At 63.6% G+C, this 15,338-nt stretch carries 13 protein-coding genes; 2 read left to right on the plus strand and 11 right to left on the minus strand.

The window, feature by feature from the left end; all coding sequences use genetic code 11:
* Window positions 1-100 precede the first annotated feature (100 nt).
* The 11 genes from A9D60_RS12235 to A9D60_RS12285 form a co-directional block, all read right to left on the minus strand.
* The gene (locus A9D60_RS12235) at window positions 101-907 is read right to left on the minus strand and encodes an enoyl-CoA hydratase family protein (RefSeq protein WP_065267871.1); all 807 of its coding nucleotides are present in this window, start codon (window positions 905-907) and stop codon (window positions 101-103) included.
* Entirely contained in the window at window positions 904-1,356 is a 453-nt protein-coding gene (locus A9D60_RS12240) for a MarR family winged helix-turn-helix transcriptional regulator (protein ID WP_065267872.1), read from the minus strand. Before A9D60_RS12240 ends, A9D60_RS12235 begins: the two co-directional genes overlap by 4 nt.
* Entirely contained in the window at window positions 1,353-2,078 is a 726-nt protein-coding gene (locus A9D60_RS12245; RefSeq protein WP_065267873.1) for an SDR family NAD(P)-dependent oxidoreductase, read from the minus strand. The genes A9D60_RS12240 and A9D60_RS12245 overlap by 4 nt, the downstream gene beginning before the upstream one ends.
* Window positions 2,075-4,369: a bifunctional salicylyl-CoA 5-hydroxylase/oxidoreductase gene (locus tag A9D60_RS12250; RefSeq protein WP_065267904.1), complete on the minus strand. Its 2,295-nt coding sequence runs from the start codon at window positions 4,367-4,369 to the stop codon at window positions 2,075-2,077. The genes A9D60_RS12245 and A9D60_RS12250 overlap by 4 nt, the downstream gene beginning before the upstream one ends.
* A gap of 158 nt (window positions 4,370-4,527) precedes the next feature.
* Entirely contained in the window at window positions 4,528-6,768 is a 2,241-nt protein-coding gene (gene ptsP / locus A9D60_RS12255) for a phosphoenolpyruvate--protein phosphotransferase (protein ID WP_065267874.1), read from the minus strand.
* Between the two features lie 268 nt (window positions 6,769-7,036).
* The gene (locus A9D60_RS12260) at window positions 7,037-8,275 is read right to left on the minus strand and encodes an aspartate kinase (RefSeq protein ID WP_065267875.1); all 1,239 of its coding nucleotides are present in this window, start codon (window positions 8,273-8,275) and stop codon (window positions 7,037-7,039) included.
* Window positions 8,276-8,482: 207 nt separating this feature from the next.
* The gene (locus A9D60_RS12265; protein ID WP_065267876.1) at window positions 8,483-9,931 is read right to left on the minus strand and encodes a TrkH family potassium uptake protein; all 1,449 of its coding nucleotides are present in this window, start codon (window positions 9,929-9,931) and stop codon (window positions 8,483-8,485) included.
* 47 nt (window positions 9,932-9,978) lie between these two features.
* Window positions 9,979-10,347: a hypothetical protein gene (locus tag A9D60_RS26605; protein WP_175392958.1), complete on the minus strand. Its 369-nt coding sequence runs from the start codon at window positions 10,345-10,347 to the stop codon at window positions 9,979-9,981.
* A gap of 55 nt (window positions 10,348-10,402) precedes the next feature.
* On the minus strand, window positions 10,403-10,798 hold the full coding sequence (locus A9D60_RS12275; protein ID WP_065267878.1) for a hypothetical protein: 396 nt from the start codon (window positions 10,796-10,798) through the stop codon (window positions 10,403-10,405).
* Window positions 10,799-11,102: 304 nt separating this feature from the next.
* Entirely contained in the window at window positions 11,103-12,206 is a 1,104-nt protein-coding gene (gene folE2 / locus A9D60_RS12280; protein ID WP_065267879.1) for a GTP cyclohydrolase FolE2, read from the minus strand.
* A gap of 112 nt (window positions 12,207-12,318) precedes the next feature.
* Entirely contained in the window at window positions 12,319-13,173 is an 855-nt protein-coding gene (locus A9D60_RS12285; RefSeq protein WP_065267880.1) for a LysR substrate-binding domain-containing protein, read from the minus strand.
* Window positions 13,174-13,283: 110 nt separating this feature from the next.
* Between A9D60_RS12285 and A9D60_RS12290 the strand changes: the two genes are divergently transcribed.
* Together A9D60_RS12290 and A9D60_RS12295 are read left to right on the plus strand one after the other, a co-directional pair.
* The gene (locus A9D60_RS12290; RefSeq protein WP_065267881.1) at window positions 13,284-14,072 is read left to right on the plus strand and encodes a HalD/BesD family halogenase; all 789 of its coding nucleotides are present in this window, start codon (window positions 13,284-13,286) and stop codon (window positions 14,070-14,072) included.
* Window positions 14,069-15,319 carry a M24 family metallopeptidase gene (locus tag A9D60_RS12295; protein ID WP_065267882.1) on the plus strand — a complete coding sequence of 417 codons (1,251 nt, stop codon included), beginning with the start codon at window positions 14,069-14,071 and terminating at the stop codon, window positions 15,317-15,319. Before A9D60_RS12290 ends, A9D60_RS12295 begins: the two co-directional genes overlap by 4 nt.
* Window positions 15,320-15,338: the final 19 nt, after the last annotated feature.

The following is a 15,338-nucleotide window of genomic DNA, read 5'->3' on the forward strand; positions in this document are numbered from 1 at the left end:
TTCCCAAAATACTCCCGTCCCGCTGCCCGGCAGGCGGCTTTGCCGCCGAGAGGGGGGCTCCCGCGCCCTCCTCCGGCGCGGGCTCCAGCGGTGTCACACCTTAGTCGCCTTCGAACAGCGGCTTTTCCTTGTTCACAAAGGCATGGTAGGCGCGTTCGAAATCTGCCGTCTGCATGCAGATCGCCTGCGCCTGCGCTTCGGCCTCTATCGCCTGCTCGATCGACATCGACCATTCCTGCGCCAGCATTGTCTTGGTCATCATGTGGCCGAAATTCGGACCAGAAGCGATCCGCGCGGCCCAGCTTTGCGCCTCCGCTTCCAGCTCGTCCGCCGCAACCAGCTTGTTGTGAAACCCCCAGGCGTGGCCCTCTTCGGCGCTCATCGACCGGCCCGTGTACAAAAGCTCCGCCGCCCGGCCCTGGCCGATGATCCGCGGCAGGATTGCGCAGGCGCCCATGTCGCAGCCCGCCAGCCCGACCCGGGTGAACAGGAACGCGGTCTTGGCCTCCGGCGTGGCAATCCGAATGTCGGAGGCCATGGCGATGATCGCCCCCGCGCCCACGCAGATGCCGTCAATCGCTGCGATCACCGGCTTGCCGCAGTTGACCATCGCCTTGACCAGATCGCCGGTCATCCGGGTGAAGGCCAGAAGCTCCTTCATGCTCATTTTCGTCAGCGGCCCGATGATGTCATGCACATCGCCGCCGGAGCAGAAGTTGCCGCCGTTGGAGGCAAAGACCACCGCCTTTATGCTGTCGTCATAGTGCAGATCGCGGAACCAGTCGCGCAGTTCCGCGTAGCTGTCGAATGTCAGCGGGTTCTTCCGCTCCGGCCGGTCCAGCGAGACGGTCGCAATACCCTCCTCGATCCGGCACAGGAAATGCCTGGGCTCCTGGTTCACATTCATGCCTTGCCTCCTTCGTCCAGCCGCCGCGCCACGGCCTCCAGGCTCTCGGCAATGCCTTGCGCCTCATCCGCGGTCAGCCCGTCAAAGGCCGCGTTGATCCAGCCCTCATGCGCCTCCGCCTGGCGGGAAAACTCAATCCGGCCGGCCTGCGTCAGCCGCACCAGATTGGCGCGGCGGTCGCCCTCGACCTTCTCGCGCTGCACGTGCCCGTCCTCGACCAGCCGCTCGACGATGCCGGTCACATTGCCGTTGGAGACTTTCAGAACCCCCGACAACTCGCTCATCTTCAAGCCTTTTTCGTGCTGCATCAGCGCCGCCATCACGTCAAACCGCGGCAGCGTTGTTGCAAACTCCCGCCGCAGGTTCTCGCGCACTTCGCTCTCCACCGCCTTGGTGGCTTTCAGCACCTTCAGCCACAGCCGCAGCCGGTCTTTTGATGTCGTGCTCAAATTTCCCCTCCCGACACGCTCATTGCATGCCCATTGACCGAAGCCGCGCCCTCGGACGCCAGAAACACCGCCGTCGCCGCCACTTCCTCCGGCGCAATCAGCCGCTGCATCGGGTTGCCGCCAACCACCATCTTCAGCGCCTTCTCCCGCGGTATATCATGCCGGGCCATCAGCCCGGTGATCGCGGTTTCTGCCATCTCCGTGTCAACAAACCCGGGGCAGACCGCATTGCAGGTGATCCCCCGCTTGGCCACGCTCTGCGCCACTGACCGCACCAGCCCCAGCACCCCGTGTTTGGAGGCCGCATAGGCCGGGATCTGCGCCCCGCCCTGCAAGGACGCGGTGGAGGCGATGGCAATCAGCCGCCCGCCCGGCGCCATGCCCGCCCGCAGCGCCGCCCGGAATATCAGGAAGGTGCCGGTCATGTTGACCGTCAGCGTGCGCTGCCACTCCTCCAGCTCAACATCCTCGATCCGCGCGGCAACACCGGTCCCGGCATTGGCTATGACCACGTCATAGGGCGTCTCAAACAGCGCCTCGACCTGCGCCTCATCCGTCACATCCGCCACGCGGATTTCGATATCCCGCCCCTCTGCCGCCGCTTCCAGCGGCTCCCGGCGGCGCCCGGCGATGGTGACATGGCAGCCTTGGGCGGCAAAGGCATGGGCAATTGCCTTGCCAATCCCGGTGCCGCCACCCGTGACCAGAACCCTGCGTGTCATGCCCGGATCACCTCCGCTTCGCGGTCCGCCAGGCGCCAGGCCTGATCGCGGCCCGCGTGGTAGGGCAGCGGCCACTCGCCATGCCGGTCGCCGATCCGCGCCGCCTCATGCAGGGTCCAATAGGGGTCTGCCAGATGCGGCCGTCCCACGCAGACCAAATCGGCCCGCCCCGCCATCAGGATCGAATTGGCATGGTCCGCCTCATAGATATTGCCCACCGCCATGGTGGCAATCCCGGCCTCATTGCGGATGCGGTCGGAAAACGGCGTCTGGAACATCCGGCCATAGACCGGCTGCGCATCGGTCGAGGTCTGCCCGGCAGAGACGTCGATGATATCGGCACCCGCGGCGGTAAAGGCCTTGGCGATCTTCACCGCCTCTTCCGGCGTCACGCCTTCCTCGCCAACCCAGTCGTTGGCGGAGATCCGCACCGACATCGGTTTGCCTTCCGGCCAGACCGCGCGCATCGCCCGGAACACCTCCAGCGGGTAGCGCAGGCGGTTCTCCAGGCTACCACCATACTCATCCGTGCGAATGTTCGATTTTGGCGAGATGAATGACGAAATCAGGTAGCCATGCGCGGCATGAAGTTCGATCATGTCAAACCCGGCGCGCCCGGCCATCTTCGCAGATGCAACAAATTCGTTGCGAATTTGATCCATTTCGCCCCGCGTGATCTCCCGCGGCGCCGGGTTGTTTGCCGACCAAGGGATGGCAGAGGCCGAAACTGTCTCCCAGTTCCCGTCTGGCAAGGGCGCGTCCATCACTTCCCAGCCCAGCTGGGTTGAGCCCTTGCGCCCCGAATGGCCGATCTGGCAGCAGATCTTGGCGCTGGTCTCCGCATGAACGAACTCCGTCAGCCGCGTCCACGCCGCCTCATGCTCCGGCGCATAAAGGCCTGGACAGCCCAGCGAGATGCGGCCCTCTGCCGAGACACAGGTCATCTCGGTATAGACCAGCCCCGCCCCACCCTTGGCGCGCTCGCCATAGTGGATCATGTGCCAGTCGGTCGGGCAGCCCTCCACCGCCTTGTATTGCGCCATGGGGGAGACCACGACGCGGTTCTTCAGCTCCATCCCGCGCAGACGGTAGGGCGCAAACATCGGCGGCCGCACCGGCGCATCGGCAGGTGCACCGGCCTTGTCCTGAAACCACTTCTCGGCGCTTTGCAGCCACTCCGCATCGCGCAGGCGCAGGTTCTCGTGGGAAATCCGCTGCGAGCGTGTCAGCAGCGAGTAGTTGAACTGCACCGGATCCATATCCAGGTAGCGCTCGACCTCCTCGAACCACTCCAGCGAGTTGCGCGCTGCCGATTGCAGCCGCAGCACATCCAGCCGCCGTTCCTCCTGGTACCGCTCAAACGCGCGTTCCAAGGTCTGCTCCGTGGTGACCAGCTCCGCCAGCGCAATCGCACTGTCGAACGCCAGCCGCGACCCCGACCCGATGGAAAAATGCGCGGTGGCGGAGGCATCGCCCAGCAGCACGACGTTCTCGTGGTGCCACTTCTCGCACAGCACCCGCGGGAAGTTGATCCAGACCGCAGCGCCGCGCAGGTGCGCCGCATTCGACATCAGCGCGTGCCCGTCAAGATGATCGGCAAAGATCTCCTCGCAGGTGCGGATGATCTCCTCCTTGCTCATGCCCTCAAAACCCCAGGCCTCCCAGGTCTCGGCAGAGCATTCGACAATCACCGTCGCGGTGTCGGCGTCGAACTGATAGGCGTGGATCCACATCCAGCCGTGCTTGGTCTTCTCGAAGATGAAGGTGAAGGCGTCGTCGAATTTCTGATGCGTTCCCAGCCAGATGAACTTGCAGGGCCGCACGTCGATTTCCGGTTTAAAATGTTCCGCGAACTCATTGCGGACACTGGAATTCAGCCCGTCGCAGCCGACCACTAGGTCATAGTCTTTCTGATACTCCGACGCAGGCTTGGCGATGGTCTCAAACTGCAGGTTCACCCCCAGCTCCCGCGCCCGGTCCTGCAGCAGCAGAAGCATCTGCTTGCGCCCGATCCCTGCAAACCCGTGCCCGCCCGACACCGTGCGGGTGCCATCATGCACCACCGCGATATCATCCCAATAGGCAAAGTTCTCGCGGATAGCTTCCGCACTTTTCGGGTCATTGGCGCTCAGGTTCTCCAGCGCGTCATCCGACAGCACCACGCCCCAGCCAAAGGTATCGTCAGCCTTGTTACGCTCGACCACCGTTACCTCAGCCTCAGGCTGGCGCAGCTTCATCGAGATCGCAAAGTACAGGCCCGCAGGCCCTCCTCCCAGACAGACGACTTTCATGATCATCCCTTCCCGCTCAGCGCACGTCTCTGAGGATCAGGATAAGCAGGTCCGGAAAAACTTCAAGCCTAAAGTTTTAAGCTTGAAGTATTTGAGAGGGCAAACCGGCTCCTCCCGGTCACGTGACCGGGAAAACAAGGCCCGCCCGAGAATATGGATCAAAGCCCCCGCAGGTACTCCATCACCGCCGGGCGCACCGCCTGATCGCCGCGGTGGCGGGCATCCGAGATGATCTTGCGCAGTTCGCCCAGATCCACCCGCAGCAGCAGCGACTTCACCGGGCCGATGGAGGCCGGGCGCATCGACAGCGTGCGGATGCCCATCGCAGCCAGGCACACCGCCTCAACCGGGCGGCCCGCATCCTCGCCGCAGAAGCTCAGCGGCGTGCCGGAGATCGCACAGCGCTCCACGATCCGTTCGATGAAGCTCAGGAAGCTCACGTTCAGCGTGTCATAGCGCCGACGCACCCGCTCGTTCTCGCGGTCGGCGGCAAAGAAGAACTGCTTGAGATCATTGCCGCCGATCGAGATGAAGGCCACCTCGTCAAAGAACTTCTGCGGCGCATAGGCCAGCGAGGGTGTCTCCAGCATCGCGCCGATCTTCAGGTCAGCGGGCAGCACATGGCCCAAGATGCGCTCGCGTTCGATGGTCTTTTCGACTTCCGCCCGGGCAGAACGGTATTCCTCGAACTGTGCGACAAAAGGGAACATGATCGACAGCGGCCGCCCCTCGGCAGAGCGCAGCAGCGCCTGCAGCTGCATCCGCATCACACCCGGCTTGTCCAGACCCACCCGGATTGCCCGCCAGCCCAGCGCCGGATTCGGCTCATCGGTGGGCTTCATGTAGGGCAGCACCTTGTCAGAGCCGATATCCAGCGTGCGGAACACCACAGGCTTGCCGTGCGCAGCATCCAGCACCCGTTTGTACAGCGCCACCAGCTCCGACCGCTTCGGCATCTGGTTGCGCACCAGGAACTGCAGCTCGGTCCGGAACAACCCAACGCCCTCGGCGCCGGAGCCATCCAGCGACGGCAGATCCGCCATCAGGCCCGCGTTCATCACCATGTTGATGCGCTGCCCGTCAGTGGTGACGGCGGGCTTGTCGCGGATCGAGGCATAGCGCTCCTGCGCTTTGGTGTGCATCGCGATCTTGTCACGGAAGGCACCGACAACGGTGTCGTCCGGACGCAGATGCACCACGCCCTGGTCACCATCCACCATGATGTGGTCACCATTCAGCGCCTCGGTGGTGACCCGCTTGGCATTGACCACCAGCGGAATTGCCAGCGCCCGCGCAACAATCGCGGCGTGAGAGCCGACTGAGCCCTCCTCCAGCACAATCCCGCGCAAAGAACGTCCGTATTCCAGCAGGTCGCCGGGGCCGATGTTGCGGGCAATCAAGATCGGGTTTTCCGGCAGCTCCGCCCCGGTGTTGGTGCCCTGCCCGGTCAAAATCCTAAGCAGCCGGTTCGACAGGTCGTCCAGATCGCTCAGCCGTTCGCGCAAGTAAGCGTCCTGCACCTGGCTCATCCGGGCGCGGGCCTGGGACTGTTCCTTTTCCACCGCCGCCTCGGCACTCAGGCCCCGGGCGATGTCTTCTTCCATCCGCCGCATCCAGCCCTTGGAGTTAGCAAACATCCTATAGGCTTCAAGAACTTGCAGCTGCTCCTTATCGCCATTTCGGGACACTTCCAGCATCTTGTCGACGCCGACCCGCAGTTCCTCCACGGCATCGTTCAGCCGCTCCAGCTCCTTGTGCGGATCATCGGCAATGGGGTTGGTCACAATCACCCGCGGCTCATGCAGCCAGACGTGGCCCTCTGCGGCGCCCTCCTGTGCGGAAACCCCATGGATCAGGACCGCCTGCTGGTGCAGCGGCGACAGCGCCGCGCCCTCGCCGACAAAGGCGCCCAGTTCGGTCATCTCGGCGATCACCATCGCCACCACTTCCAGCGCATAAACCGCATCCGCCGAGAACTCGCGCGCTTCCTTGGACTGCACCACCAGCACGCCCAGCATCTCGCCCAGCCGCTGAACCGGCACGCCCAGGAAGGAGGAAAACCGCTCCTCCCCGGTTTCCGGCATATAGCGGAAGCCCTTGGCGTGCGGTGCATCCGGTGTGTTCACCACCTTGCCGTATTTGGCAACACGGCCCACCAGGCCCTCACCGATCCGCATCCGGGTCTGGTGCACCGATTCGGTGTTCAGGCCCTCTGTCGCGCACAGCTCCAGCGTCTCATCATCGCGGAACAGGTAGACCGAGCACACCTCGGTCCCCATGCTGTCAGCGATCAGATGGGTGATCTTGTCGAGCCGCGCTTGGCCGGCATCATCGCCCGCCATCGCCTCGCGCAAACGAACCAGAAGCTTCCGGCTTTCGGATTCCGTGGTATCGGCCATTCTCACCCTCTCCCGAGGTTTCTTCCCCGCACACTGCCGCCCTGATTGCTCTCTGAAAACGGGCACCGCCCAGAGTAGTACGCCAGCGCTCTCTCCTCCACCCACTTGTCCCACCCCGGCGGAAAAAGTCCAAGAGTTTTTGCGCCATTGCCCGCAATCGAAGCGGCACGCCAAAGCGCCGGGCAGATTACCGCCCGTGATCCGGCAAAAATGACAAAGGCGCCTGACCGGCGCCTTTGCGATTAACTGGACGTCTTCTTGGCCGCGGTCAGCCGGCTTTTTCCAGCTCGAACGCGTCATGCAGCGCCTGCACGGCCAGCTCCATGTATTTGCGGTCGATCAGCACCGAGATCTTGATCTCGGAGGTGGTGATCACCTTGATGTTGATGCCCTCATCCGACAGCACCTTGAACATCTTGGCAGCCACGCCCGACTGCGAACGCATGCCGATTCCGACCACCGACACCTTGGCGACATCCTTGTCGGCCAGCAGCTCGGCATAGTTCAGCTCACCCTGCTCCTTGATCGCCAGCAGCGCTTTCTCGGCGCGGGCCACCTGGTCGGTCGGGCAGGAGAAGGTCATGTCGGTGCGGCCATCCTCCGAAACGTCCTGCACGATCATGTCGACATTCACACCCGCCTCAGACAGCGTGGTGAAGATCGTCGCCGCGATCCCCGGGCGGTCGGCCACCGACTGCACGGTCAGTTTGGCCTCATCGCGGGAGTAGGCAACGCCGTTTACAACATTGGATTCCATGATTTCCTCCTCGTCGCAGACCAGGGTTCCGGCCTCGTCGGACTGTTCCTCAAAGCTCGACAGCACGCGCAGCTTCACATTGTAGCGCATTGCCAGTTCAACCGAGCGTGTCTGCAGCACCTTGGCCCCCAGCGAGGCCAGCTCCAGCATTTCCTCAAACGCAATCTTGTCCAGCTTGCGCGCCTTGCCGCAGATCCGCGGGTCGGTGGTATAGACGCCGTCAACATCGGTGTAGATATCACAGCGCTCCGCATCGAACGCAGCGGCAAAAGCCACCGCGGTGGTGTCGGAACCGCCGCGGCCCAGAGTGGTAATGCGGCCCTCGGGGCTGATACCCTGGAAGCCGGCAACAACCGCCACCTTCATGCCCTCGGCAAACTTGGCATTGATGTTTTCCGGCGGAATCTCCTCAATCCGGGCTTGGCTGTGCGCAGAACTGGTCTTGAGCGGAACCTGCCAGCCCTGCCAGCTGCGCGCCGGGATATCCATCTCCTGCAGCGTCAGCGCCATCAGGCCCGCGGTCACATTCTCGCCAGAGGACACCACGGCATCATATTCGCGCGCGTCATACAGCGGCGAGGTCTCGTCGACCCAGCCCACCAGCTCATTGGTCTTGCCGGACATGGCAGAGACGATGACGATCACGTCATAGCCCTTGGCCACCTCAACGCCGACGCGTTTGGCGGCGCGGCGGATGCGGTCCAGGTTGGCGACAGACGTGCCGCCGAATTTCATCACAAGTACGGGCATATGGAACGGGTCTCCCTGCGCTTGCGGGTTTCGGTCCCGTGCCTCATATGCGAGCCGCCCCCCAAGGGCAAGGGCGCGCGGGTCTTCCGGGCAAGGAAGCTGCGGCCCTGCCAGGGATTTCAGCGCGGCAAAGCGCCACAAGGCGCCAGCTGCGCAATTTCTGCCAATCCGGCTGCATCCCTGGGAGGGTGATCCGCCCGCCTTTCGTCAGGCGCGCCAGAACCGCACCGTCAGGATCGCGTAAACCGCCATCAGCTCCAGCCGCCCGATCAGCATTGCAACGCTCAAAATCCACTTCGCCGGATCATTGAGAGAAGAGAAATTGCCCGCAGGACCGATGATATCCCCCAGCCCCGGCCCGATATTGGCCACCGCCGTCGCCGCACCAGAGACCGAGGTCACGAAATCCAGCCCGGTCAGCGCCAGCATCCAGGCGACGATGCCGATGGTCACAACGAAGAACATGAAAAAGGAGATCACCGAGCTGAGAACATCAGCACTGACCGCCCGCCCCTCAAACCGCGGGACAAAGATCCCATGCGGAGACCGGATCCGTTGAATCTGCACCCGGATCGCCGAGAACAGCAGCTGATAGCGGAAGATCTTCACCGAACAGGCCGTGGAGCCCGCGCAGCCGCCAATCAGCCCGATGAAAAAGAACACCATGATCAGGAAGCTGCCCCAGCCCATGTAATCCACGCTGGCATAGCCGGTGCCGGAGATGATCGAGGTGATATTGAACAGCGCCTCGCGGAACGCCTGTTCGGGATGGTGCGGAAACACATAGACCAGCACGCTGGTCGTGACTGCGACCAGCAGCAGAATGATGGCCAGGAACGTCCGGATCTGGCTGTCGCGGAACAACGGCTCCGCATGGCCGTTGATCAGCTGCACATAGCGCACAAACGGCAGCGCGGCGATGATCATAAAGACCGAAGCCGCATATTCGGCAGGCCCCGAGAAGGTGCCGAAAGAGGCGTCGTAGTTGGAAAACCCCCCGGTGGACATGGTGGTCAGCGCATGCACCAGCGCATCGAATCCCTCCAGGCCCAGCATCAGGTAGACGATCATGCACATCAGCGTCAGCGTCACGTAGATCAAGGAGATCTGCTTGGCAATCGCCTGCGCACGCGGCAGGATTTTCCCCATGGTGTCAAAGGCTTCGGACCGGAAGATCTGCATCCCCCCAACCCTCAGCTCGGGCAGGAACACCATCGCCACAACAATGATGCCGATGCCGCCCAGCCATTGCAGGATGCCGCGCCACAACAGCAGCCCGCGCGGCAGATCATCCAGGCCGGAAATAACGGTTGAGCCGGTGGTGGTCAGCCCCGACATCGCCTCGAAAAACGCATCGACAAACCGCAGCTCGGTTGCCCCCAGCATCAGCGGCACGGCCCCGAACAGCGGCAGCGCCACCCAGACCAGCGTGGTCAGAAGGAAGGTCTGGCGGATGCTCAGCCCCTCCTTCACCCCGTTGGCACAGCTCAGCGACAGCAGCCCGCCCACCAGGACGGTGAACACGGCGCTCTCCAGGAACACGGGCCACTCGCCCCGGCCATCGTAAAGATCGACCAGCAGCGGGAACACCATCATGGCTCCCAGAATGACGACCAGCAGGCCGATGACATACCCAACCGGGCGGAGATCCAACATGCGGCGCAGCGTTGGCCCCCCGCGCAGTCAGTGTCAAGTGGGCGGCGTCAGTCGCCGCTGCCGCTGGTGCCCGTTGCGTTGCGCTGCGGCATCTGCGGCGGGGKTGACGGCTTGCGCGGGCGCTTGGACGGCTCGCCTTGCGGCTTTTGCACTTTGGAATCCGCCGGGACCGCCGGGACCGCCGGGGGTTGGGCCGCTGCCGGCTTTGCCGCGGGTGCTGCCGTTCCCCCGATGCCGCCCTTAGCACCTTCCTGTGCACCTTCACCGCGGCGGGCGGTGACACTGCGGAACTCCGCAGGCTTCGCCTCCGCCTTCTCTCCGGCTGTTTTTCCGTTTGCTTTGACTGCTTCAACAGCAGGCGCAGGTTTCACCGTTTCCTTGACGGCTTCGGCACTGACCGCTGCCGGCTTCTGCATCTCTGCTTTTGCAGCCGCCGGTTTGACGGCCGCCTGCTTGGGTTCCGCGGGCGCTTCAGCAGGCTGCACGGCCTTCGGAGCAGCCCGTTTGCGCGCCGGCGTCTTGCGCGGTTATTTTGCGCGCTGCGGGTTTACGGGCCGAAGCCTTGCGCGGAGCGGGCTTTCCGGCCTTGGCCGCTGCCGGCTCCTCCGCTTCTACCGCTGCAGCAGTCTTCGCTTCCGGGGCGGCCTCAGCTGCGGCAGCGGCATCCCCTGCCACAACCGGAACACCCGCTTGCAACAGCCGCCGCTGAGCTTCGAGCATCGACTGGGCCAGCTGCATCTGCGCCAGCGGCGCCTGCAGCGCGGCCTCTGCCGCCTGGCGCCACAGCTTCAGCTGCAGCCCGGCCGCATAGCCTGCCCATTCATGCGTCTTGACCGTCAGGCCGGGGATATTGTGAAAGCTCGTCATTTGTTACTCCTAAAGTCCTGCACTGCACTTGCTCCGGGACGTTGCTGCGGTTCCCGGGCAAAGAAATACGGGAGCGGCCGCCGGGGGCATCCCGGGCCTGATGCAGCGGAAAACGGGCCGTCAATTGCAGACACCTGCGCGCAAGCTCCCCTCACCCCCGGCAGGACGGCCGGGGGGATTCGCATTGACGCTAGCATGAAGCGCTGCGTTGCGGCGTAAAAAATGCGGCAATGCAGAAATTACCGGAGGGCCGATCGGTTGACCCAGCGGAAACCCGCCTGAAAATCAGGCAGGCCAGTCCCCTTTAGCCCTGGTGGATCAGGGTGGAGAACAGTTTCGGATCCAGGCTCATCGCCTTGAACAGCGGCCCTTGGGTCAGCACGCTGACAGCATCATGGCTGTGCAGGCTTTCCTGGTGGCTGGCCACCACCCGGAAATCGCCGATCCGCGCGTCGCCCTGAAGCGCCTCGCAGAACAGCCGCGCCGCGTCCTCGACAAAGATCGGGTTGGCGGCGTTCAGCTCGGCAAAGGCCTGTTCGTCCTCGCGCTTGACCATCACCTGGGTCTCGGTCGGCACCGCCTTGCGGCACAGCTCGATCAGGTCCTCGAACCACAGGCAGTCGCTTCCGGGCACCGACTGCACCGAAATCCGCGCCACAGAGCGCTGCGAATGCGGTGTCGCCAGCTGGCCGCGCGCCTGACGGGCGTGCTCCGACAGCTCCAGCGAGCACGGGCAGGTCGAGGAATAGACATAGTCCAGATGCATGATCTTCTCACGCACCCCGTCGTGGTCCACCAACTCCAGCGCAAAGTCGTAGTACTGGTAGCCGCTCAGGCCGGAACGCAGGCTGCTGACCCGGGCCGGGAAGGAGAACCGCATCTGGATGCGCGCATCCGGGCTGTCCAGGTCGCTCAGGTAGTCATCCAGCGCGTTCGCCATCACCTCAAAACTGAAGGTCCGCTCCGCGTGCTTGTAAAACGTGCGCATGATCCGGGACATGTTGATGCCCTTTTTACCCGCATCCAAGCTGACGGTGCCGGTCACGCTGGTTTCCAGCGTCAGATCGCCGTCGTCGCGGGTGTGGAAACGGATCGGCAGGCGGAAATTCGAAATCCCCACATGCTGGATCTGCTCCTTAGCGCCGCGGATCAGGCTGGTCGGCCCGTTCTGCAGGTCAGGCAGTGTCGCACGATAGGCTTCGTCGGATTTGAAATCCTCGGGGTAAGTCCGCGACAATTCCGGATAATTGCCAACCTCACGGCCGGGCAGCAGGCGTGCCACCGCCGGGTCCAGCTCGGCAATCTCGGTCTCGGTCACGGTGCCGGCCCAGGCCCGCAGCACATCCAGCGCGGCAGCAGCTGCCTCGCGGTCCGGCGCCTCGGCAGCGTCGCGGTTGTGAATGTTCATCGGCGTTTCCCCCAGTGATACGGGCCCCATATAGGGTGCGGCAGGCCACCCTCATATACTGTTACGCGGCAATTTTCAAAACGGATCCGCCATTTGCGGCAGAACCGGCGCCTTATCGGACCCCCAGCACCTCCGCAAGGGTCCGTAAGCGGCGCGAACGCGACTTGTAATGCGCCGTCACCAGCACATAGGGGCGCGGCATTTCCAGCGCCGGGCCGTCCAGGCGGTGCAGCCTGCCCGCGCGGATTTCCCCGCCCACAACCTGTTCCGGCAGCAGCGCAATACCCAGCCCCGCCTGCACCAGCGCCACCACCGACGGCACCGACTGCCCGGTAACCGCCGCCGCTGTACCGTCGCGCGTGATCCCGTGCTGCACGAAATACTGCCGCCAGCCCGGCACCGAGGAAATCGTCTCACCCCAGCTGACCTCAACCAGCGGCGCCGTCCGGATGTCCATCTGCGGGTCCGCACCAACCGGCACCAGCCGGTCGTTGAACAGGGGCTGCGTCCGGTGCTCGGGGTGTTCGCCGCCATAAGTCAGCCGCGCATCAATCCCCTCCGCCTCCAAATCAATCCGGTCATCCTCGATCCTGAGCCGAACAGGCACATCGGGCCGCACCTCGGCAAAATTCTTCAACCGCTCCGGCAGCCACAGCTGCGCCAGCGCGGGCGTGGCCGAGATCACCAGCGGCCGCCGGGTGCCGCCCTCGGTCAGCGCCTCTGTGAAACTGGCAATCTCCGCCAGCGATATCGCCGCCTTCTGGTAATAATCCCGCCCCGCATCGGTCAGCCGCACCTGATTGGCACGGCGGGTGAACAGCTTCAGCCCCAGCCAGTCCTCCAGGTTCTTCACCTGCATCGACACCGCTGCAGAACTGACGCCCAGCTCCGCCCCGGCAGCCGAAAAGCTCCCGGTGCGGGCAGCGCATTCAAAGGCGCGCAGGGCGTTCAAGGGCGGCAGTTTCATGGCGGCACAGTGCAAGAAATTCTTATGCTCGCCAAGATATTTTATAGTGGTCAGATCCCTGCCCGGCGCGCAGGCTTGGGAAAAGCCCGAAAGACCCCAAGGAACACCCCATGCGCGATATTCTCGATCTCAACCGTTACCCGCTCGACCGCCCCGGCACCCCGGAATGGCAGGCCCTGGTGGACCGCTGCCGTGCCGAGCTGGCCGCCGACGGCATGTTCAGCCTCGAAGGTCTGATGAAGCCGGAGGTCGCCCAGGGCGCCGCTGATGCGCTGAAGGGCAAGTTCGAGACCGAAAGCTTCCACCACAAGCGCTGGCACAACATCTACTTCAAGGACGCGGTCGACGGCCTGGCACCGGACCACCCGGCGCTGCAAAAGGTCGAGACCTCGAACTTCACCCTTTGCGCCGACCAGTTCCCGGACTCGCCCGTGCTGCGTCTGTACGATTGGCCGCCCTTTGCAGAATTCCTCGCCGCCACCATGGACAAGCCCGCGCTCTACACCATGGACGACCCGCTGGCGCGGCTGAACATCATGTCTTACGGCGCAAGCCAGGCGCTGAACTGGCATTTCGACCGCTCCGAATTCACCACCACCATGCTGCTGCAAGCGCCTGAAGAAGGCGGCGAATTCATCTACAGCCCGGAACTGCGCACGGATGACGACCCGAACTACGAAGGCGTCGAACGGCTGCTGGCGGGCCAAGATCCCAATATGCGCGTGATTACCCTTGATCCCGGCACCCTCAATATCTTCCGCGGCAAGAACTCGCCCCACCGGGTAGGCACGGTGAAAGGAGACAAGACCCGTGTGATCGCAGTCTTCACCTTCTACGAAAACCCGGGCGTGCGGTTTTCGGACGAGGAAAACATCGGCTTCTACGGCCGCGCGTCATGACCGAACTGGCCGTTTTCAAGGACGAGCGCAAACGCACCTTCCTGAACGCAGAAGGCTCAGACAAACCGCTGAAGTCACCCCTGGGCCAGGACGTTCTGGACCGCGCCCGCGCCTACCGCCTGCAACGCTTGCGCGATGAGATGACGCGGCAGGACGTGGCGGGTCTCCTGCTCTATGACCCGGTCAACATCCGCTATGCCTTTGACTGTTCCAACATGTCTATCTGGACCGCCCATAACCCGATCCGCTACGCGCTGATCCTGAACGGCGGCCCCGGCATCATGTTCGAATTCAAGGGCTGCGAGCATCTGAACAACGGCTTGCCCGGCATTGACGAGGTCAGGAATGCCATCGGCTGGATGTTCATGTGCGCAGGCGACAAAGCCGCGGACAGGCTGGCGCCATGGGCGGCGGAGATCGCGGATCTGATCAAGCAATACGGCGGCGGCAACCCGCGGCTGGGCGTCGACCGGATGGAGCCCGAGGGCGTGCACGCCCTGTCAGAACACGGCATCCAGGTCATCGACGGCGGCCAAATCACGGAAACCGCCCGCGCCATCAAATCCGCCGATGAAATCGAACTGATGCGGTGGACCATCCGCGTCTGCGAGGCCGGCATGGCCCGGATCTACGAACACTCCGTGCCCGGCGTCACCGAGCAGGAGCTTTGGGCGCATCTGCATTTCGAGAATGCCCGCTCCGGCGGCGAATGGCTGGAAACCAAACTGCTCACCTGCGGCCCCAACACCAACCCCTGGTACAAGGAATGCTCCGCCCGCGAATGCCGCGCGGGTGAAATGATCTCCTTTGACACGGACATGATCGGCCCCTACGGCTATTGCGCCGACCTCTCGCGCAGCTGGACCTGCGGCTATGTGCCGATGAATGATACGCAAAAGCGGCTGTATACGGCGGCGCGGGCTCAAATCGACCACAACATGGCGCTCTTGCAGCCCGGCCTCAGCTTTGCCGAATTCAACACCAAGAGCTGGCAGATCCCCGAACCCTATCAACCCTACCGCTACTCGCTGGCCGCGCATGGCGTCGGCATGGCCGATGAATGGCCGGTGGTGCCGCTGCATGTGGACTTCGACGGCGCCCACGGAGGTGAGTTCGAGGAGAACATGGTGATCTGCATCGAAAGCCTGATCGGCGAGAAAGGCTCCGAGTCGGTCAAGCTGGAAACCCAGGTGCTGGTCACCGCCGACGGGCCGCTGCGGCTCGACAGTTTTCCCTGGGAGATGTGATCCGGCAAAAAAAGGGGGC

The sequence above is a fragment of the Leisingera sp. JC1 genome (assembly GCF_001679925.1).
Lineage (GTDB): Bacteria > Pseudomonadota > Alphaproteobacteria > Rhodobacterales > Rhodobacteraceae > Leisingera.

Excerpts from the sequence above, each read along its gene's own strand:
- A9D60_RS12235 (WP_065267871.1), bottom strand. The coding sequence starts at position 907 with ATGAATGTGAACCAGGAGCCCAGGCATTTCCTGTGCCGGATCGAGGAG.
- A9D60_RS12245 (WP_065267873.1), bottom strand. The coding sequence starts at position 2,078 with ATGACACGCAGGGTTCTGGTCACGGGTGGCGGCACCGGGATTGGCAAG.
- A9D60_RS12250 (WP_065267904.1), bottom strand. The coding sequence starts at position 4,369 with ATGAAAGTCGTCTGTCTGGGAGGAGGGCCTGCGGGCCTGTACTTTGCG.
- ptsP (WP_065267874.1), bottom strand. The coding sequence starts at position 6,768 with ATGGCCGATACCACGGAATCCGAAAGCCGGAAGCTTCTGGTTCGTTTG.
- A9D60_RS12260 (WP_065267875.1), bottom strand. The coding sequence starts at position 8,275 with ATGCCCGTACTTGTGATGAAATTCGGCGGCACGTCTGTCGCCAACCTG.
- A9D60_RS12265 (WP_065267876.1), bottom strand. The coding sequence starts at position 9,931 with ATGTTGGATCTCCGCCCGGTTGGGTATGTCATCGGCCTGCTGGTCGTC.
- A9D60_RS12275 (WP_065267878.1), bottom strand. The coding sequence starts at position 10,798 with ATGACGAGCTTTCACAATATCCCCGGCCTGACGGTCAAGACGCATGAA.
- folE2 (WP_065267879.1), bottom strand. The coding sequence starts at position 12,206 with ATGAACATTCACAACCGCGACGCTGCCGAGGCGCCGGACCGCGAGGCA.
- A9D60_RS12285 (WP_065267880.1), bottom strand. The coding sequence starts at position 13,173 with ATGAAACTGCCGCCCTTGAACGCCCTGCGCGCCTTTGAATGCGCTGCC.
- A9D60_RS12290 (WP_065267881.1), top strand. The coding sequence starts at position 13,284 with ATGCGCGATATTCTCGATCTCAACCGTTACCCGCTCGACCGCCCCGGC.
- A9D60_RS12295 (WP_065267882.1), top strand. The coding sequence starts at position 14,069 with ATGACCGAACTGGCCGTTTTCAAGGACGAGCGCAAACGCACCTTCCTG.